The sequence below is a fragment of the Novosphingobium sp. ERW19 genome (assembly GCF_012641315.1).
In the GTDB taxonomy this organism is placed as follows: domain Bacteria; phylum Pseudomonadota; class Alphaproteobacteria; order Sphingomonadales; family Sphingomonadaceae; genus Novosphingobium.
The window spans coordinates 341,676-360,237 of sequence record NZ_JABAIC010000002.1; the positions used below are offsets into that span (position 1 = coordinate 341,676).

Below are 18,562 nucleotides of genomic sequence, written 5' to 3' on the forward strand. Positions count from 1 at the left end.
GTTAAGGCCTCGGAAGCGGGGCGAACTGCCCGCCTGGCACCGCCGAAGCGATCGGGCCTTCACTGCCATCTGCTGCCACTGCACTGACGCCAAACAACCAGTCGTCCGCGCGCACGCCCGGCAGGCTTGCTTTGACGTCCGAGGTTTCGAGCAACCGCGTCTCCCACATCGGCGCATCGGTGCGGCGCTGCCACAGCACATAGCGCGCTGCCCCCGCCACAGGCTGCCACGCGATGTCCGTGCTCGCCTGCACTGCGCCCTTGACGACGGGAACTGGCGGCATTGGTGTCCGTGCCAGCTTCGCCAGCGCGCGCACGTTCAGTCGCGTCACCTTGGCGAGGTAGGGAAAGTCCATTTCGTCGATAGTATCTCCGAACTTCACGCCGCCCTCGGTGCGCAGGTCCTGATGCTGGTGTTCGTAATCCTCGACCGCCACGGTGAAGCGGATCGCGGGGTAGCCCTTGTCCGAGAACGGCAACTGATCACCGCCACGGCCGAGCCGATCAGCGCGCCAGATCTGGCGCACGGCAAGCCCGGCGGCGTCCCTCTCGGCAAGCTTGGCAACCCAGCGGGAGATGTTGCGCGACGGGCTGTCATTCTCACCGCCATAGCGGCGCATCTGGGCGCGCAGGGCATCGGTGGCATCGGCGCGCGGGCCTTCGGACAGGACGCGAACGTGCGCGTCGTCCTTGTAGCCGTCTGATCCGGTCGAGCCGCCGACGATATCGTTGTTGAGCACGGCCTTCACCGTCCAGCCCTGCTGTGCCGCATAATCGGCAAGCAGCTTGCCGCCGAGCAATCCCTGCTCTTCACCGGAAAGCACAGCGTAGACGATGGTGGTCGGAAACTTCTCCCGCGACAGCACCCGCGCGGCCTCGATCACCAGGGCGGTGCCCGAGCCGTCATCGTTCGCGCCCGGCGCATCCTTCGTCGCATCGAGCACGTCCGAGACGCGACTGTCGATGTGGCCCTGCACGATGACCACTTCGTTGGGGCGTTCCGCGCCGCGCTGGATCGCTACCACATCGACAAGGCGGGTCGGCACCGGCACCCGATCGCCGCTTACCACCGTTTCCGGCAGCACGATCTCCAGGCAGTTGCCGCAGGCGGCCGAGCTCTTGCGAAACTCCGCTTCGGCCCATTTGCGCGCCGCACCGATTGCCCGCTTCGGGTCGGTCTGCGAAGACAGCGTGTGGCGCGTGCCGAAGCTGACCAGCTTTTCGACATCGGCGCGAAGCCGTGCCTCGGAGATGGCGTCCTCGGGCGCGGCCAGGGCGGCGGTCGAACAAAGGAACGGAGCCAGGTAAAGCGCGTATCTCATCCTGCCGAGACTAGCGCCAGGGCCGGCAACGCCAAGGCCCCTTGCAAAAAGGGTGGCAGTTGCCTGCCACCCTCTTCGATCAGTAAGCCCGTGCGATCAGGATCTTCTCGATCGCCGGCTCGCCCGTGAACGGGCACATCCCGTCCGGCTTTGCAGCATCCAGCGGCGTGTTGCGGATCGTCAGCTTGAGCGCCTTGAGCTGCTCGACCACCTTGTCGAGCGCCGAGCCGGTAGGCTTGCTCCAGCCCATTTCCACCCAACCGGGGTACTTGTTGCCCTCGGCGAAGTAGGTCTTCAGGCCGTCAAGGTCGGTCACGTCACGCACGATCTGCGCATCGCGGCGTTGGCGCGCTTCTTCGTAGAGCGAATTCTGTATAGCCTCGAGTTCCGCTGCAGCCGAGGCAATGAAGTCGTCCTTGGCCTGCCCGATGAAGTTGGGCTTGGCATCCTCGCGCCACAGCCTGTCACGACGCAGCGCCGAAACCTGCCCGCCTTCGGCATCGCGGCCGCCGATCTCGAGGATCAGCGGCACGCCGCGCTTCACCCAGGCCCAGCGCTTCTGCGTGGCCTTGCCCGGACGCTTGTCGAGCAGGACGCGCACGCGCTCGCCGAAGGCGCTCTGCTTGGCCAAGGCCTTGCGGATGTCTTCGCAGTACGCCAGCAGCGCCTCGTCGCCGTCGTTGTCGCGCAGCATCGGCAGGATCACGATCTGCTGGGGCGCCACCTGAGGCGGCACGCGAAGGCCGTCGTCGTCGCCGTGGGTCATGATAACGCCACCGATAAGGCGCGTCGAAACGCCCCACGATGTGGTGTGCGCCAGCGCTTGCTGGCCTTCCTTGTCCTGATAACGGATGCCCGCCGCCTGGGCGAATGTGGTGCCAAGGTAATGCGAAGTGCCGGCCTGCAGTGCCTTGCCGTCCTGCATCATGGCCTCGATCGAGAACGTCTCGACCGCGCCGGGGAAGCGTTCGTTCTCGGGCTTGGGCCCGGCGATCACCGGCATCGCCAGCGGGCCTTCGGCAAAGGCGCGATACATTTCGAGAGCGCGCAGCGTCTCGTTCATCGCATCGGCTTCGTCGGCGTGCGCGGTGTGGCCTTCCTGCCAGAGGAACTCGCTGGTGCGCAGGAACATGCGGGTGCGCATTTCCCAGCGCACGACGTTCGCCCACTGGTTGACCATCAGCGGCAGGTCGCGCCACGACTGGACCCAGCGCGCCATTGCCGCACCGATCACCGTTTCCGAGGTCGGGCGAACGACCAGCGGCTCTTCCAGCTTGGCCTCGGGATCGGGCGTCAGTCCGCCCTTGCCGTCAGAGATCAGGCGGTGGTGGGTGACGACCGCCATCTCCTTGGCAAAGCCTTCGACGTGCTCGGCTTCCTTGGCGAAGTAGGACAGCGGGATGAACAGCGGGAAGTAGCAGTTCTCGACGCCCGCTTCCTTGATCTCCGCGTCCATCAGCTTCTGGATGCGCTCCCAGATGCCATAGCCCCACGGCTTGATCACCATGCAGCCGCGCACGCCGGATTCCTCGGCAAGCTCGGCCTCCGAAATTACGGCCTGATACCATTGGGCGAAGTCGTCAGCGCGCTTGACGTTGAGCGCGTGCTTGATTGCGGGCTTGTTCATGAGGGCGCGTTAAAGCGCAAAAGCGCTTCCCGCAATGCCGTCATAGGCATCACGGGAAGGAAAGCCGCTTACTTGGAAAGCTCGTCGAGCTTCTTCTGCATGTCTGCCATCTGCTTGCGCAGGACATCAAGGTCATCGCCTTCGGCAGCTGGAGCAGTCTCGTCCTTGGCCGTCGCGCCGGGAACGAAGGCGGCAGCGGCAGCCTTGAACATTTCCATGTTGCGCTGCGCGATCTGGGCGAGCGGATTGGCGCCGATGCTTTCCTCGATCGCCTTGCGCATCTTGGCCTGGTTCTCGCGGAAGTGCTCCATCGAAGCTTCCAGATAGCCCGGCAGGAATGCCTGCATCGAATTGCCGTACATCGAGATCAGCTGTCGCAGGAAATTGGTCGGCAGCATCTGCTCGCCGGCGGATTCCTCCTCCATGATGATCTGCGTCAGGATCGCGTGCGTCAGATCCGCACCCGTCTTGGCATCGATCACCTGAAAGTCGACATTGTCCTTAACCATCTGTGCAAGATGGTCGAGCGTGATGTAGCTTGAGGTACTGGTATTGTAGAGGCGACGGTTTGCGTACTTCTTGATTATAACCGTGCCGCTGGACTTGGATTCACTGGCCATGGTTTGGGCCCCCACTGCGACGTGCCGATAGTATTAGCATGTGCAGCATGTGCGGCGCAACAAATCTTAACAACCCCGGTCAGAATCCATTTTGGCGGGAGAAGCGCTTGCCCATCAGCGTCAGCAATTCGTACTGCGAAAGCCCGCTTTGTGCGGCTGCGTCCGGAAGCCGGTAGTCCGCCGTTAACCAGTCGCCCTCGTGGCAATCGGGCATTTCCGCCAGATCGACGATCGTCAGGTCCATCGACACCCGCCCCAAGACCTGCGCCTTTCGTCCCTGCCAAAGAAACGTGCCGATGCCGGACCAGCATCGCAGGTATCCGTCAGCATAACCGAGTGAAATGATCCCGATCCGCATCGCGCGATCGGCGGTGAACAGTGCATTGTATCCCACCCGGTCACCCGCCTGCAGCGTGCGAGTCTGCAACAGCGCCGCTTCGGGCCGAACCACCGGGCGGATGTGCGGGACCAGTTCGGACCGGGCAATGCCGCCATAAAGCGCGAGGCCGGGCCGCGTCAGATCGGCATGATAGGCCTCGCCAAGCGCAATGCCCGCGCTGTTGGCGAGGCTGTAACGCCGGGCTGGAATGCTGCGGCGGACCGCATCGAACAGCCGCAGCTGCGATTCGTTCTGCGGGACGTCTTCGTCCGCACTCGCCAGATGGCTCATGCACAGGTCGATCTGGAGCGCGCCGATTGCGGGATCGCCAAGGCAGTCAGGCGGCACGCCGAGACGGTTCATCCCGGTATCGACCATCAGGTGGCAAGGACCTCCTCCGCCACTGCTCCAACGCCGCGCCTGCTCCATGCTGTTGATGACAGGGCGGACACCTGTTGCTCGGGCAAATGCGCTTTCCTCGCAGGTCAACGGTCCATGCAGGACTGCAATGGATGCGGCAGGCACAAGAGGCAGAATTTCTGCCGCTTCTGTCCAATGCGCCACGAAGAAGGTGTCACATCCCGCCGCAGCAAGCACCGGAACAACCCGCGCCGCGCCCACGCCATAAGCATCGGCTTTCACCGCAGCCCCGGCGCGCGCCCGGCCGGACAAGGCATCGAGCGCGCGCCAGTTGGCGGCGAGCGCCTCGGCATCGAAGCCGAGGCGGAGCGTCGGGGCTGGCGGGGCAGGAAAGGTGATGTCAGTCGTCCGTGAAATCAGCGGGCAGTCCTGGCTTCAAGCCCCACAGCGAGACCAGAAACGCAACGAGGACGATTACCCAAGTGTACCACAAACCAGCGTAGGGATCGCCGGTCCGGGCGACGATGTAGCTTGAAATCAGTGGCAGGAAACCCCCGAAATACCCGGTGCCCAGATGATAGGGGATCGACATCGAACTATAACGTATCCGCGGCGGGAACATCTCGGAAAGCAGCGCGGCGACAGGGCCATACGTCGCGCCCGACATGGCCATGAGCAGCAGCAGCGCGCCGAGGATCAGGGCAAGGCGCGGCGGCGAAGGCTTCACCTTGGCAAAATCATAGCCGAAGAGTGCCAGTTCGGTCTGGAGCGCCTGCGCCCGGACGGACGCCTTTTCTGTCCATGGATAGTTTGCCAGAGTCAGCACCTGGCCCCCGACAGTTACGGCGAAGTTGCCCTTCTGCTCCAGAGAGTAGGAAATCCCGGAAGCCGACAGATCGGACAGGAGCTTGCCGCACTTGCTCGCCTGCTCGCCCTTGAATGGACTGTAATCGCACTCTGCTCCGGACACGACGACAGGATTTCTTTGCGCGGCCGCAGCAAGCTCGGGATTGGCTGCGGAACCCAGAAGCCAGAACGTGGGGAACAGCAACAGGAGCGTGAGCGCATATCCGATCACGATGGGCTTCTTGCGCCCGATCCGGTCCGAAAGTGCGCCTGCCATCAGGTAGAACACCATGCCGATCGCGCCGCCGATGCCGACGATGATCTCTGCCCAGGTATCGTCAAGCCGCATGGCAGACTTGAGGAACGCGAGGCTCGAGAACATCGCGGTGTACCAGATCACGGTCAGCCCAGCAGCGATTCCTAACAGCGCGATAAAGATCCGGCGCTTGTTGCCCGGATAGGTAAAGCTCTCGACAAAGGGATTGCTGGCGAGTTCGCCCTGTTCCTTCATCGCCTTGAAAACCGGGCTTTCCGACAGCTTCAGGCGCATCCACAGCGACACCGCCAGAAGAGCAAGGCTGACCAGGAACGGCACGCGCCAGCCCCAAGTATTCCAAACCGCCTCGCTCATGACGCTCTTGCTGGTCAGGACCACGATGAGGCTCAGCACGAAACCGCCGACCACGCTCGCCTGGATATAGCTGGTGTAGTAGCCCCGCCGACCGCCGGGCGCATGTTCCGCCACGTAGACCGCAGCGCCGCCGTATTCACCGCCGAGCGCAAGGCCCTGAAGAATTCGCAGAAGAATAACGATGGCGGGGGCGACAAGACCGATGCTGTCAGCCGAGGGAATAAGGCCGACACCTGCCGTCGCGATGCCCATGAGCGTTACGGTAACGAGGAACGTGTACTTGCGGCCGAGCTTGTCACCGAGGAAACCGAAGAGCACAGCGCCCAGCGGACGAAAGCCGAAACCCACAGCAAACCCTGCCCACACCAGCAGCAGCTGAAGCGTTGCGTTGTCGGACGGAAAGAACGTCTTGCCGATGATCGCGGCAAGTGTGCCGTAGATGAAGAAATCATACCATTCGAACACGGTACCCGCTGAACTTGCGGCGATGACGAGCCGGATGTCGGAAGCGCTCGGCTCCACGGTCGCCCCGTGTTTCATGGTATCTGGCACTCGATTTCCCCCGCGTCGCTCTTATCGAACGGTGCTGTAGCCAAGCGGCATCGCCTGCGGCAAGCCCCGCATTCGATCAGGGGCAGACTTGCTTTGGCAGAGCGTCCAGCGCAGCATCCCACGCCAGCAGGATCGCTGCATGCCGGGCGGGATAGGCGAGCGCCGGCTCCAGCAGAGCAACGCCCGGCCACGCGGGCAGCTTGCCCTCTCCCGCCAACCATGTCGCAAGAGACGCGCGTGCCATCGCAATGTCAGATCGCGAGCAGCCAAAGGCATGCTCGGCAAACACTGCGGCCGCAGCCTGACCCACGGCGCAGGCGTGGGGGCGAACGCCAATTGTTTGAATTGCGCCCGCAGCGTCGGTGCCGAGCGAAAGCTCGATCGAGCTACCACAACTGCGTGACCGCGCAGCGCCGTGATACGGTGCATCCGCCACCCACGGATATCGGGCCAAGGCCATGGCCTGCCCGAGGACTTCGGGCGTGTAGATCCCGCGCGCGGACATCCTATTCGCCCAGCAATTGCTTGCGCGCCTTGCGCCTGGCAACTTCGCGTGCCTGATCGGCGGCCTGTTCACGGCGCTCGGAGATCAGTGTCAGCAATTCTTCACTGGCAGCATTGAGGAAGGGATAGGCGCGCGATTGCACGATCCACTGCGGCCGCCCGTCCTCGCCCCAGACCAGATCATAGCCGAAGACGATGATCGAATAGCCCAATACGACGATGATGAAGCCCTTGACGGCTCCGAACCCGAATCCAAGCACGCGATCAATCGGTCCGATCGCCGAATCCCGACTGGCCGAGCCCATCCGACGGGCAATCATGCGGGTCAGAAAATAAGGGAGCAGCAGCAACAGGAAGAAGGCGAGGACCCCAGCCCCGGTCTCGGTCGGTAGATGTCCTGCCAGCCAAATCGTCAGCGGTGCGTGGAAATAATGCACTGCCAGCAAGGCAATGCACCAAGCGGCCAGTGAAAGCACTTCCTCGATGAAGCCACGCATGAATCCGCCGACGGCACCGATGCCGAGGAAGATCAGAACGACATAATCAAGACCGGTCATTGTGCCGGGAACCTATGAGGCGCCCATTATGCGGTCAATGAGATTTGGCAGCAGCTTGAGCGGAGAGTAGCGCAGGCCGTCGACCTTTTCGGCGCCAGCTTCGGGTCCGCAGCCGAGGCTGAAGCCAAGTTTGGCCGCTTCGCGCAGGCGGACCGGCGTGTGAGCCACCGGTCGGACTTCGCCAGCCAGCGAAACTTCCCCGAACCAGATCGAAGCGGCAGGCAGCGGACGGTCCGACAAGGCCGAGATCAGGGCTGCGGCTACGGCAAGATCGGCGGCAGGGTCCGTCAGGCGGTAACCGCCGGCGACATTGAGATAGACTTCCGCGGTGGAGAAACTGAGCCCGCATCGAGCCTCGAGCACCGCCAGCAACATGGCAAGTCGGCCGCTGTCCCACCCGACCACGGCGCGCCGCGGGGTGGCCCCGCTCGCCAGCCTGACTGTCAGCGCCTGAATTTCGACCAGAACGGGCCTGGTGCCTTCGAGGGCCGGGAACACGGCGCTGCCAGCAACCTGATCCTCGCGCCCAGAAAGGAACAGCATCGAGGGATTGCCGACTTCTTCGAGCCCTGCCCCGGCCATGGCGAAGACGCCGATCTCGTCCACGGCGCCGAAGCGGTTCTTGATCGCGCGAAGGATGCGGTACTGGTGGCTGCGCTCCCCTTCGAAGCTCATGACCACGTCGACCATATGTTCGAGCACGCGAGGGCCGGCGATCGAGCCATCCTTGGTAACGTGGCCGACCAGCACGAGCGAGACGCCGGTTTCCTTGGCATAACGGATAAGTTCGAACGCGCAGCCGCGGACCTGGCTGACCGTCCCGGGCGCACCTTCGATCTGGTCGGAATGCATCGTCTGGATCGAATCGATCACCAGCAGCGATGGCGGGTTCATCGAGCCAAGCGTGGTCAGGATATCTCGCACTGACGTCGCCGAAGCCAACTGGATTGGCGCTTTGCCGAGGCCGAGGCGGTCGGCCCGCAGGCGAACCTGATCCGACGCTTCTTCGCCGCTGATGTAGACAGCCTCGCCGCCTGCCATCGCGATCTTCGCCGCGGCCTGGAGGAGCAAGGTCGACTTGCCGATGCCGGGATCACCGCCCATCAGCACAGCACAACCGGGAACGAGCCCGCCGCCCAGCGCCCGGTCGAACTCGGCAATGCCAGTGGATCGCCGCACGGGAAGCGCGACGGGCGCATCAAGCGGAACGAACGCAACGCGGCGTCCCCCGCTCGACAAGTCATGCTTGGCCGAGAAGATCGTTTCCGGCGCTTCTTCCGTCAGCGTATTCCATTCGCTGCAATCAACACATTGCCCCTGCCAGCGGGTGGTGACGCTGCCACAGGCCTGGCAGACGAAGCGACGTTTGGGTTTGGCCATGCCATGCGATTACCAGAACATAGGCGGAACGCAAGCGCATCCCCGCCATTTCCGTAGCACTTTGCTAACCACGCTGTAGGGCAGCATCCTTAACGGCAGATCAGGTATGTCCCTTAGCCATGGCCGCGCCGTCCGATCATTTTCTTGGTATCCAGCCCAAGATGTACCGCCACTTTGCGGTCATCACCGTTGCCCTGTCGACCGTCATCGCCGTGTTCGCGAACGGCGATGCGCAAGAGGCGATGGCGCAGGCCGACAACCATGCCGAGCGCCAGGCCGCCAAGGCGCGGAACGGCAAGGCCAAGCTGGTCGATAACCGCTCAAGCCAGCGAAGATCGTCGTCTGGACAGGGTGGCTACACCGGTCAATTCGGCGCACCCATGGATGGCAGCGGGGGATCAGGCGGCAACAGCGGTATCATTCCCGAAGGAATGACGACCGGGCCGAGCGCAATCATCATCGAAGTTGACCAGGCGGCGCTCGCCCAAATGACGCCCGCACAACGCGCGGCCTATCTGCGCAAGCTTGAGGAAGAACGGAAGAAGCGCCTGGAACAAGGGCAGATAACGCCGACGCCCGAGCAGATCAGCGCACTTGCCGCGCAATCGGCGCTACGATCCGGCTCGGATGCTGTCGATTAGGGAATGGTGCCCCTGGCCCGACTCGAACGGGCACGTATTTCTACAAACGATTTTGAGTCGTTCGCGTCTACCATTCCGCCACAGGGGCACTGGACGGCACCGGCCTTAGCCAGCGCCGTCCCGAAAGGTCAAGCGTTACGGAGCGCGCCGGCAAGAAGCTTGTGGAGCTTCGAGTGCAGCGCATCGTTACCGGCGAGAATCGTCTCGTCGCAGATCGGCTGCGAGCGGCCCTTGTAATCGGACACGAAACCGCCAGCTTCGCGCACGAGCAGGCAGCCAGCTGCCGTATCCCAGGGATAGAGACCGGATTCCCAGAACCCGTCAAAACGGCCTGCGGCGACCCAGGCAAGATCGAGCGAGGCGACGCCGAAGCGGCGGATGCCGGCAGTGCGGGGGCCGAGTTCGCTGTAGATGCGAATCCATTCGCCCATGTCGCCCCGACCGGAGAACGGGATGCCGGTGGCGATCAGCGCCTCGTCGAGATGACGGCGTGCCGAAACGCGCAGGCGGCGGTCCTGCAACCATGTGCCTTGCGACTTTTCGGCCCAGAAGCTCTCGTCGGTGATCGGCTGATAGACCAGCGCAGCGGTGACTTCGCCCCAGCCCTTCCCGTCCAGCGTCGGTTCCTGCACGGCGATCGAGATCGCGAAGTGCGGAATGCCGTGGAGGAAATTGCTGGTGCCGTCGAGCGGATCGATGATGAAGCGCGGCTTGCCCGGCTCACCGGCGATCTCGCCACCTTCTTCCATCAGGAAGCCCCAGCCCGGACGCGCTGCACGGAGTTCATCCCACAGCGTGCGTTCGGAGTGCTGGTCTGCCTTGGAGACGAAGTCTGCCGGGCCCTTCTTGCTGACCTGAAGATGCTCGATCTCGCCGAAGTCGCGGCGGAGGCGGCCACCCGCCTTGCGCGCCGCGCGCTCCATCACGCGCATCAGGCCGGAAATGGCTGCCATCGATCAGTTCGCCTTGCCGACGTAGCTGCGCTCGTACACGTCGACGACGATGCGCGTGCCGCTTTCGATATGCGGCGGCACCATCACGCGCACGCCATTGTCGAGGATGGCGGGCTTGTACGACGAAGAGGCGGTCTGGCCCTTCACCACGGCGTCGGCTTCGACGATGGTGGCTTCGACCTGTTCAGGCAGCTGCACCGAAATCGGGCGCTCGTCATACATTTCGAGGAGCACGGTCATGCCATCCTGCAGGAACGCGGCGGCATCGCCGAGCAGGTCCTTGGGCAGGTTGATCTGGTCGTAGGTTTCGACGTCCATGAACACCAGGTCCTCGCCCTCGGCGTAGAGGAACTGGAAGTCCTTGGTGTCGAGACGGACGCGCTCGACCGTGTCGGCGCTGCGGAAGCGGACGTTGGTCTTGCGGCCGTCGATGAGGTTCTTCATCTCGACCTGCATGAAGGCGCCGCCCTTGCCGGGCTGGGTATGCTGGGTCTTTGCGACCTTCCAGATGCCCTTTTCGTATTCCAGGATATTGCCCGGACGGATGTCCACGCCGCTGATCTTCATGATGGAAAGAGCCTTACCGTGAGTAGGGAAGCGCGGCCCTTAGCGGTTCAGGCCCAAAGCTTCAAGCGCGATTGCCCAACGCGGCCGCCACGTGCTAGCGCAGGGGCATGAAGCGCATGGTTGTTTTCGCAGTCGGAGTTCTCGGTCTTGCCGGCGTTGCCCAAGCGGTGCCGGGTGGCAGGCTCATGGTCCTGCCCAAGGGCGGCTGGACTTGCGAAGTGCCGGGCGATGCTGCGGTGATGCCGGTCGTGAAGCCTGAACTGGGGTTCGAAACGATCCCGGATTCGAGCTACATCGCGCCAGATGGCTCACGCGGGACCTATCTGCGCCTGGCCGACAAGGTGACGATGACGAGCGGCGTGTTCGCCGGCCGCCGGTTCCAGATGGACGGCGAGGAAATCATGCGGGAACTGGCGACGGACGACAAGCCGTTGAACCTGCGTTGCGTCCACGCCGGGCCGGTCAACCTTTCGGCCTCAGGCTAATCCTACCGCGCTGTCACGGCGCATGCGCCAGTAGGCGTAGGCGATGATACCGCCGAACGCGATCACACCAAACGGCAGCGCCGCCGGGAAATCCTCGACCACGGCCAAGGCATCCGGATTGTCGGTCGCCGCGACGATTGCGGCGTAGGCAATGTTGAACAGGCTATCGCCGACGATCAGGCCGGTGGCGGTAAGGACTCCCATGCGCTCGGCAAATTCGGGCGCGGACTGACGCGCGGCCCAGCCATTGTAAAGGTGGCCGAGGACCGCGCCGACGATGACCATGATCGTTACCGAAGTTGGCAAATACATGCCCATGCCGACGGCAAGCGGCGGGAGCGAGCGGTTGCCGTTACGCTTCAGGATCTCGTCGACGAAGATAACGCCCACGCCGATCGCTGCGCCGAGACCGACGAGGTTCCAATCGAGATTGCCGCCCAGTACGCCTTGGGCAATGGCGGAGATCAACGAGGCCTGCGGGGCCGAAAGCGCGTTCTCGCCTGCGCCGGGCGCTCCTTGGAAGCCGAAAGTGGAGTTGAGCAAGTCGAGGATCGGCGGGATCACCAGCGCGCCGAACAGCACACCCAGGACGAGAGCGACCTGCTGACGCCACGGTGTTGCCCCGACGAGCTGGCCGGTCTTGAGGTCCTGCAGGTTGTCGTTCGAGATCGTTGCGACGCCGAACACGATGGCGGTGACGAACAGTGCGAAGGCGACGAGCGCCTTGGTGTCGTCTTCGCCGAGCCCGCGCCCGAACAGCCCGAGCAGAAGGAGCGAGATGCCGAGCGCGGCGAGGATGCCGACGCCGGAGATCGGACTGTTGGATGCACCGATCAGGCCGGCCATGTAGCCGCAGACTGATGCGATGATGATGCCGGCGACAAGGACATAGACCACCGACGCGACCAGCGACAGGCCAAGAGCGCCAGCAACCGGGCCTCCGGTAGCAAAGTCTGCCAGCAGCAAGGCGATCGGGATCATCGCCGCAAGGATGGTGCCGCCGACGATGCCGATGGGAATGTCACGCTCGCTCAGGTCGAGGCTGTCCATCCCGGCTCCGCTGCGGGCGCGATTGGCGGCGATGGCTGCCGTGACGCCCCTCACGATCGGGCCGATCACCCGGAGCAGGGTCCAGATCGCCGCGACGCCGATCGTGCCCGCGCCGATGAAGCGGATCTTCTGGCGGAACACGGTGCCAACGAAATCGGCAAGCTCGGTGCCGGCTGGCACTCCGCCTGCAGTAAGTTGTGGGAGCAGGATGCCGAAACTGATGACGATGCCGACGAGCATGGCGATACCCACAGCGAGGCCGACAAGATGACCAACGCCGACGAGTGCAAGCGACAGTCCGCCAGTCAACATCGAACCGCCGGTGCCGACCTTGAACGCGCCGCCCACTTCCTCGACCGCCAGCTTCATCTTGGCGAGCAAGGGGTAGAGCGCAGCGAGAAGGCCGCCCGCGGTTACTGCAGCAAGGCCCTTCCGGTTCTCTTCCGCACCACCAACCCCTGCCCCAACCTTGAGAACTTCAGCAGCGGCGACACCTTCGGGATAGGGAAGGTCGGAGCCGGTCACCAGAGCGCGACGCAGCGGCACGGAATACATCACGCCAAGGATACCGCCGACGGCAATGACCGCGACCGACTCCCAGTAAGGGAAGTCCGCCCACCATCCGACCATGACGAGACCGGGAAGCACGAACACGATTGCAGACAGCGTGCCTGCCGAGCTCGCGATCGTCTGGACGATGTTGTTCTCCTGGATCGTCGCGCCCGAAAACGCGCGCAGGACTGCCATCGAGATCACCGCCGCCGGGATCGATGTCGCGAAGGTCAGGCCGATGCGCAAGCCAAGGTAGACGTTGGCGGCCGTGAACACGATCGTCAGAATCGCGCCCAGCACCACGCCGCGAAGTGTCAGTTCCCTTGGGGCCATGCCGCTCATTTCTGCTCCATCCGGTGTATCCGGTGGACTGTCTTGCACGACGAAGCACGCATGGGAAGCGGCATCAGCTTACAAACGAAACCTTCGTCGCGCCCGTTACCATCTGCGCAAGCCGCGCTGCGTCCCAGTTGGTCAGGCGCACGCAGCCATGGCTTTCGGCGCGTCCAATGGTCTGTGGCTCGGGCGTCCCATGGATGCCGTAGTGTTCCTTGGAAAGGTCGATCCACACCACACCGACGGGGCCATTCGGGCCGGGCGGCAGGAGATGTTCGCCCTTGCTGTCGGGCACGTCCCAGAACAGGCTGGCGTCATAGGAGAACTCGGGGTTGTAGGATTTTCCGTTGATCTTCCAGTCGCCGAGCGGCAACGGATCGTGGGATGATCCGGTGGTGACGGTGAAGACGGCCACCAGCTTCTCGGACTTGTCGTAAGCTTCGAGGATTCCCTTGGACTTGCTGACGACGATGCGGGCCGCTTCAGGCTGGGCGTCGCTTACGCCCAGGTTCGCCAGTGTCGAGAGCCAGCCCTTGTTGTCGACCTTGTCTGGATCGATCCGGTCGCCGCCAATATTGGGCACGCGAAGCTGCATTCCGGCGCGATACGCTTCGACCGGGGGCGTGTCGGCCGTTGGCGGATTGCGGGTCTGCCGTTCCTTCATGGCGGCTGCTCGCGCTGCGGCAACTTGTGCCAGAGAGGGGTTCAATCCGCGCAGAACCTCGGGCGTAGTATGAAAGCGCTCGGCAAGCTTCTCCTCCAGCGAGGTGTAGCCCATTGCCGGAAGCTTGGCCTGCTGCGCCGGGTCTTTCGGCAGCGGTTCGTAGTGGCCTGCTGCAAACTCTTCGGGAATCGTGACGACGCGTGTTGCGGCAATGTTCGACCAGCGCGACAGCGCCTTCATCGTCACATCGTCAAACTTGCCGGTAACGGGCAGGCCGTTGGCCTTCTGGAAGCCGCTCACGGCATTCGTGGTTGATAGGCCGGTCTTGCCGTCGATGATGCCGGCAGAGAACCCGAGCCGTTCCAACACCACTTGCGCCTGCATCACCGGGCGCGCCGCGTCTTCCTGCTGAGGCGGCTGCCCCGGAGCAGGATCGTTTGACGCCATCGGCACCGTGAACGCGGGTGCGCTTGCCACGGTCTCGCTCGGGGTTGGCTCAGGCTTGTTCGAATTGCAGGCGCTGAGGCCCACCACGCCGAGAATAAGGAAAGACGATGCGGCTAGATTGAAACGGGACATTGGCGCTCCGGAGACATTGCCTCTCCAGAACCCGCTGCCCTCGCCGCCGGTTCCGTCAGGAGTCCTCGTTCAGTCGCGGATTTGCGCGGATTGCGTCAAAGAAGGCCGCCACATTGGCCGCCTCGTCGCCACTCCACACGGCATTGCTGACGGCCAGAAAGTCGGCGCCGGCCTGGATGAGCGGCGCGCAGTTCTGCGGCGTGATGCCCCCGATCGCAACGCAGGGCAGTTCGAAGATCGACTGCCACCATTCGAGCAGGTCCAGCCCCGCGACGTGCTTGGTGTCCTTGGTGCTGGACGGGAAGAAGGCGCCGAACGCAACGTAGTCGGCCCCCGCCTCGCCTGCATCCATGGCGAGGTGGCGGCTGTCATGACAGGTAACGCCGATCTGCGCGTTGCGGCCAAGACGGTCACGCGCGTCCTTAACGTCGCCATCGTCCTGCCCGAGGTGCACGCCATCGGCGCCAAGGCGCCTGGCCAGGCTGATCGAATCGTTGACGATGAAGGCGACCTCGCGGTCCGCGCAGATGCGCTGGAGCGGTTCGGCAAGACGCGCAGCCTCGTGCTCGTCCACGCCCTTCACCCGGAACTGGAATGCTGCCACGGGCCCTGCATCGAGCGCGCGGGCGAGCCGTTCGGGAAAGGTGCCTGCAACATCGAGCGGCGAGATCAGGTAGAGTTCGGAGGAAAGCTTTGCCATGCCGGGCGCCTTATCGGTAAGCCGCCGCCGCTGCAACTTCGGTTCCGGAACGGTTCATCCGGCGAGAGCATTGTCGAGGGATGACCAAAGCCTTCCTTGCCCTCATCCCAGCGGTTGCTCTTGCCGCTTGTGCAACAACCACGAAACCCGAACGCACTGATGGCCACGCGATGGTTGGCCAGACAACGCTTGTCGGTGCTGACAAGGTGCGTGTCGATTCGCTGATTGAAGACAGCCGCTGCCCGATAAATGCGCGCTGCGTGTGGGCCGGTCGCGTGATTGTCGAAGCAACGCTGCAACGCGGCGGCATGTTCGAGACCAGACGTTTCACGCTGGGTGAGCCGAGTGAAGGTATCATGCTCGATAGAGTCGAGCCCGGCCGCCTTGCCGGCAAGAAACTCAAGCCGTCGGACTACCTGTTCCACTTCAGCGTCGCGCAATAACCCCGCACAATAAAACACCCCGCCCCGGCTGTGCCGGTGACGGGGTGGCCTTTCCGTCCTCTCAAACGGGGATCAGGCGGCGACGAGAGTCTTCTGCGTCGAACCCGTGTAAATCTCGTCGATTGCCGCGGCCAGCGAGGCATCGAACTCCGCATCAGTCATCTGGTGACGCAGGTCTTCGAGAAGGGCGCGGCTGAAGCTGGCGATGATGCCGGTATTCTTGGCCAGCTCGACGCAAGCCTCGGGACGCTTGTAGCCACCCGACAGGGCGACGACACGCAGAACCTTCGGATGGTTGACCAGCGGGTCGAACGTGCACGGCACGATCGGCAGCGAAAGCTTGAGCATGACCTGCACGCCGTCTGCCAGCGCGTCGAGGTTCTTGAGGATTTCCTCGAGCAGGATCGCGTCGCACTCGGCGCGGGTCTCGCTCTTGATGTTCACTTCGGGCTCGATAATCGGCATCATGCCGTGGCTGAGGACCTGCTTGCCAACTTCGAACTGCTGCGCAACCACGGCAGCGATGCCTTCACGGTTGGCCGAGTTGATGACCGAGCGTTCCTTGGTGCCATAGACACCCATCGCCTTCGAACGGACCAGCAGCTCGTCCAGCGTCGGCATCGGCTTCATCAACTGAACGCCATTGGCTTCGTCTTCCAGACCCTTGTCGATCTTGATAAAGGGGACCACGCCCTTCTCGATCAGCGCCTGTGGGACAGGCTTGCCATCAACCGTGCCATCCATCGTACGCTCGAACAGGATGGCGCCGATGACCTTTTCGCCGGAGAATGCGTCCGAACGGATGATGCGGGCGCGCATCTCGTGGATCAGGCCGAACATTTCCTCTTCGGAGGCCCACGCACCCTCTTCGATGCCATAGCCCTTGAGAGCCTTCGGCGTCGAACCGCCCGACTGGTCAAGTGCGGCAATGAAGCCGTTGCCGGAGGCCATCTTCGCGGTCATTTCGGTCGTGTTCATCTGCGGGTCCTGTTCTGCGCAGAAACGGCGGAATTCCGTCTCCGCATACCTATGCGTAAAGGCGCTTTTGAAAGACGCTCCCGAAATTCGAAGAGCGTCTGAAAGGGCGCATACCTATGCGGATATGCGCCATAAAGGAGCGCGTGCCGCAGTGCAACACGCGCTCCTGAATTTTTTAGCCTTCGAGGGCTGCCACGCCCGGCAGTTCCTTGCCTTCCATCCATTCGAGGAAGGCCCCGCCCGCCGTCGAAATGTAGGTGAAATCGGCAGCAACGCCCGCGTGGTTGAGCGCGGCGACAGTGTCGCCACCGCCCGCCACCGAAACCAGCGAACCTTCCTTAGTCAGAGCAGCGGCCGTCTTTGCCAGGGCGACCGTGGCCGCATCGAACGGTTCGGTCTCGAAAGCACCCATCGGGCCGTTCCACACCAAAGTACGGCAGGTCTTCAGCGCATCGCCCAAAGCTTCGACCGCTGCTGGCCCCACGTCGAGGATCATCTCGTCCTCGGCGACCTCATGGACGTTGCAGGTGCGCAAGCTGGGCGGATTGGCTGCAAATTCCTTGGACACGACCACATCGTAAGGCAGGTGCACGGTGCAGCCGGCCTTGTCGGCATTGTCGAGGATTTCCTCGGCGGTTGCCTTGAGATCATGCTCGCACAGAGACTTGCCAACGTTGACGCCACGCGCTGCCAGGAACGTGTTAGCCATGCCGCCACCGATGATCAGGTGATCGACCTTGGTCACAAGATGCTTTAGCACGTCGAGCTTGGTCGAGACCTTTGCGCCGCCGACAACCGCCGCGACCGGACGTTCCGGCTCGCCCAGAGCCTTCTGCAAGGCTTTGAGTTCGGCCTCCATCGCGCGGCCAGCGAAGGCTGGCAGCACATGGGCGAGACCCTCGGTCGACGCATGTGCGCGGTGGGCGGCCGAGAAGGCGTCGTTGACGTAGATATCGCCGAGGCTGGCGAAGCGCTCGATCACGGCCGGATCGTTCTTTTCCTCGCCGCCGAAGAAGCGGGTGTTTTCGAGCACCGCGATGGCGCCCGGTGCCAACGCCGCAACCGCAGCCTTGTCGCCTTCCCAGTCAATATAACTGACGGGACGGCCAAGCACGTGCGAGAGCGGTGCAGCGAGCTTCTTCAGCGAGAACTCTTCCGAAGGCTGCCCCTTGGGACGGCCGAAATGGGCCAGAACCAGAACCTTGGCCCCCTTGTCCGACAGTTCGTTCAGCGTCGCGACGGTAGCACGTAGGCGGGTGTCATCGGAAACGGCGCCGTCGGCCATCGGCACGTTGAGGTCTTCGCGCACGAGCACGGTCTTGCCGGTCAGGTCGCCGATATCGTCCAGAGTCTTGAAGCTCATTCCTCGATCCTCACTTCGTCGCCGATCGCGATTTCGCCATCGGTCAGCACCCGGCCGAGCACCCCGCCGCGCCAGTCTGGCATCAGCGCGAGTTTCAGGCCGGGCAGGATTTGGTCCATGCGGCTGCACGGGTCGCATTCGCAGGTGGTCTCGATCCGCAGGCTCTTGCCGATGGCGATGATCTTGCCCGCCTCTCGCGGGAGACGGATGCCATGAACCAGCAGGTTCGCGCGGCGCACGTGCCAAGGGAGCAGCTGGTCAGCGGAAAGCTTGAGATCGGCGAGCGCCGCATCCCAACTTTCGGCCTCGATCAGCGAGATCTGCCTGCGTCCGGATTTGCCGGGGCGAATTGCCCCGCGCAGGTCACCGCGAACGCCAAGTTCGCGTGTGACCGAAACGTGCTCGAGCGTCTCGATAGGCCCGCGCGGCCGATCATGCCGTGCAATGCCTTCGAGACGCCCGCTCACTTCAGCG

The 18,562-nt window shown here is 63.5% G+C and carries 19 protein-coding genes and 1 tRNA gene; 3 read left to right on the top strand and 17 right to left on the bottom strand.

The window, feature by feature from the left end; genetic code table 11:
- Position 1 precedes the first annotated feature (1 nt).
- The 8 genes from HGI46_RS05015 to radA all read right to left on the bottom strand — a co-directional run bounded on the left by HGI46_RS05015 (position 2) and on the right by radA (position 8,777).
- On the bottom strand, positions 2-1,321 hold the full coding sequence (locus HGI46_RS05015; protein WP_168903343.1) for a M20/M25/M40 family metallo-hydrolase: 1,320 nt from the start codon (positions 1,319-1,321) through the stop codon (positions 2-4).
- A gap of 79 nt (positions 1,322-1,400) precedes the next feature.
- Positions 1,401-2,948 (bottom strand): proline--tRNA ligase, encoded by a 1,548-nt coding sequence (proS, locus tag HGI46_RS05020; protein ID WP_168903344.1) that lies wholly within the window; start codon positions 2,946-2,948, stop codon positions 1,401-1,403.
- 68 nt (positions 2,949-3,016) lie between these two features.
- Complete coding sequence (gene phaR / locus HGI46_RS05025) at positions 3,017-3,568, bottom strand: polyhydroxyalkanoate synthesis repressor PhaR (protein ID WP_118073894.1); 552 nt, start codon at positions 3,566-3,568, stop codon at positions 3,017-3,019.
- A gap of 79 nt (positions 3,569-3,647) precedes the next feature.
- Complete coding sequence (alr, locus tag HGI46_RS05030) at positions 3,648-4,619, bottom strand: alanine racemase (protein ID WP_346766673.1); 972 nt, start codon at positions 4,617-4,619, stop codon at positions 3,648-3,650.
- 88 nt (positions 4,620-4,707) lie between these two features.
- Positions 4,708-6,324: an MFS transporter gene (locus tag HGI46_RS05035; protein WP_168903486.1), complete on the bottom strand. Its 1,617-nt coding sequence runs from the start codon at positions 6,322-6,324 to the stop codon at positions 4,708-4,710.
- An 88-nt stretch (positions 6,325-6,412) separates the two neighbouring features.
- Positions 6,413-6,841 (bottom strand): iron-sulfur cluster assembly scaffold protein, encoded by a 429-nt coding sequence (locus tag HGI46_RS05040; protein WP_206065540.1) that lies wholly within the window; start codon positions 6,839-6,841, stop codon positions 6,413-6,415.
- 1 nt (position 6,842) lies between these two features.
- Entirely contained in the window at positions 6,843-7,397 is a 555-nt protein-coding gene (locus HGI46_RS05045) for a CvpA family protein (RefSeq protein ID WP_168903345.1), read from the bottom strand.
- A 12-nt stretch (positions 7,398-7,409) separates the two neighbouring features.
- Entirely contained in the window at positions 7,410-8,777 is a 1,368-nt protein-coding gene (gene radA / locus HGI46_RS05050) for a DNA repair protein RadA (protein ID WP_168903346.1), read from the bottom strand.
- Between the two features lie 119 nt (positions 8,778-8,896).
- Here radA and HGI46_RS05055 point away from each other — a divergent pair, with 119 nt between their 5' ends.
- Complete coding sequence (locus HGI46_RS05055) at positions 8,897-9,418, top strand: hypothetical protein (protein ID WP_168903347.1); 522 nt, start codon at positions 8,897-8,899, stop codon at positions 9,416-9,418.
- A gap of 4 nt (positions 9,419-9,422) precedes the next feature.
- Here the strand turns inward: HGI46_RS05055 and HGI46_RS05060 are convergent.
- The 3 genes from HGI46_RS05060 to efp form a co-directional block, all read right to left on the bottom strand.
- Positions 9,423-9,506 (bottom strand) — tRNA-Leu (locus HGI46_RS05060).
- Between the two features lie 40 nt (positions 9,507-9,546).
- Positions 9,547-10,371 carry an inositol monophosphatase family protein gene (locus HGI46_RS05065; RefSeq protein ID WP_168903348.1) on the bottom strand — a complete coding sequence of 275 codons (825 nt, stop codon included), beginning with the start codon at positions 10,369-10,371 and terminating at the stop codon, positions 9,547-9,549.
- 3 nt (positions 10,372-10,374) lie between these two features.
- Complete coding sequence (efp, locus tag HGI46_RS05070) at positions 10,375-10,938, bottom strand: elongation factor P (RefSeq protein WP_039332301.1); 564 nt, start codon at positions 10,936-10,938, stop codon at positions 10,375-10,377.
- Between the two features lie 107 nt (positions 10,939-11,045).
- Between efp and HGI46_RS05075 the strand changes: the two genes are divergently transcribed.
- Complete coding sequence (locus HGI46_RS05075; protein WP_206065541.1) at positions 11,046-11,423, top strand: hypothetical protein; 378 nt, start codon at positions 11,046-11,048, stop codon at positions 11,421-11,423.
- Here the strand turns inward: HGI46_RS05075 and HGI46_RS05080 are convergent.
- The 3 genes from HGI46_RS05080 to thiE form a co-directional block, all read right to left on the bottom strand.
- Complete coding sequence (locus tag HGI46_RS05080; RefSeq protein ID WP_168903350.1) at positions 11,415-13,367, bottom strand: oligopeptide transporter, OPT family; 1,953 nt, start codon at positions 13,365-13,367, stop codon at positions 11,415-11,417. The genes HGI46_RS05075 and HGI46_RS05080 overlap by 9 nt on opposite strands.
- Before the next feature lie 64 nt (positions 13,368-13,431).
- Complete coding sequence (locus HGI46_RS05085) at positions 13,432-14,604, bottom strand: L,D-transpeptidase family protein (protein ID WP_168903351.1); 1,173 nt, start codon at positions 14,602-14,604, stop codon at positions 13,432-13,434.
- Positions 14,605-14,659: 55 nt separating this feature from the next.
- Complete coding sequence (gene thiE, locus HGI46_RS05090; RefSeq protein WP_118073886.1) at positions 14,660-15,304, bottom strand: thiamine phosphate synthase; 645 nt, start codon at positions 15,302-15,304, stop codon at positions 14,660-14,662.
- A gap of 80 nt (positions 15,305-15,384) precedes the next feature.
- Between thiE and HGI46_RS05095 the strand changes: the two genes are divergently transcribed.
- Positions 15,385-15,747 (top strand): hypothetical protein, encoded by a 363-nt coding sequence (locus HGI46_RS05095; RefSeq protein WP_168903352.1) that lies wholly within the window; start codon positions 15,385-15,387, stop codon positions 15,745-15,747.
- 72 nt (positions 15,748-15,819) lie between these two features.
- Here HGI46_RS05095 and HGI46_RS05100 read toward each other — a convergent pair whose 3' ends face one another.
- The 3 genes from HGI46_RS05100 to HGI46_RS05110 all read right to left on the bottom strand — a co-directional run bounded on the left by HGI46_RS05100 (position 15,820) and on the right by HGI46_RS05110 (position 18,555).
- Positions 15,820-16,725, bottom strand: coding sequence for a fructose bisphosphate aldolase (locus HGI46_RS05100; protein ID WP_168903353.1), 906 nt, complete (start codon positions 16,723-16,725; stop codon positions 15,820-15,822).
- A 175-nt stretch (positions 16,726-16,900) separates the two neighbouring features.
- The gene (locus HGI46_RS05105) at positions 16,901-18,088 is read right to left on the bottom strand and encodes a phosphoglycerate kinase (protein ID WP_168903354.1); all 1,188 of its coding nucleotides are present in this window, start codon (positions 18,086-18,088) and stop codon (positions 16,901-16,903) included.
- Positions 18,085-18,555 (bottom strand): MOSC domain-containing protein, encoded by a 471-nt coding sequence (locus HGI46_RS05110; protein WP_168903355.1) that lies wholly within the window; start codon positions 18,553-18,555, stop codon positions 18,085-18,087. Before HGI46_RS05110 ends, HGI46_RS05105 begins: the two co-directional genes overlap by 4 nt.
- Between the last annotated feature and the right edge of the window lie 7 nt (positions 18,556-18,562).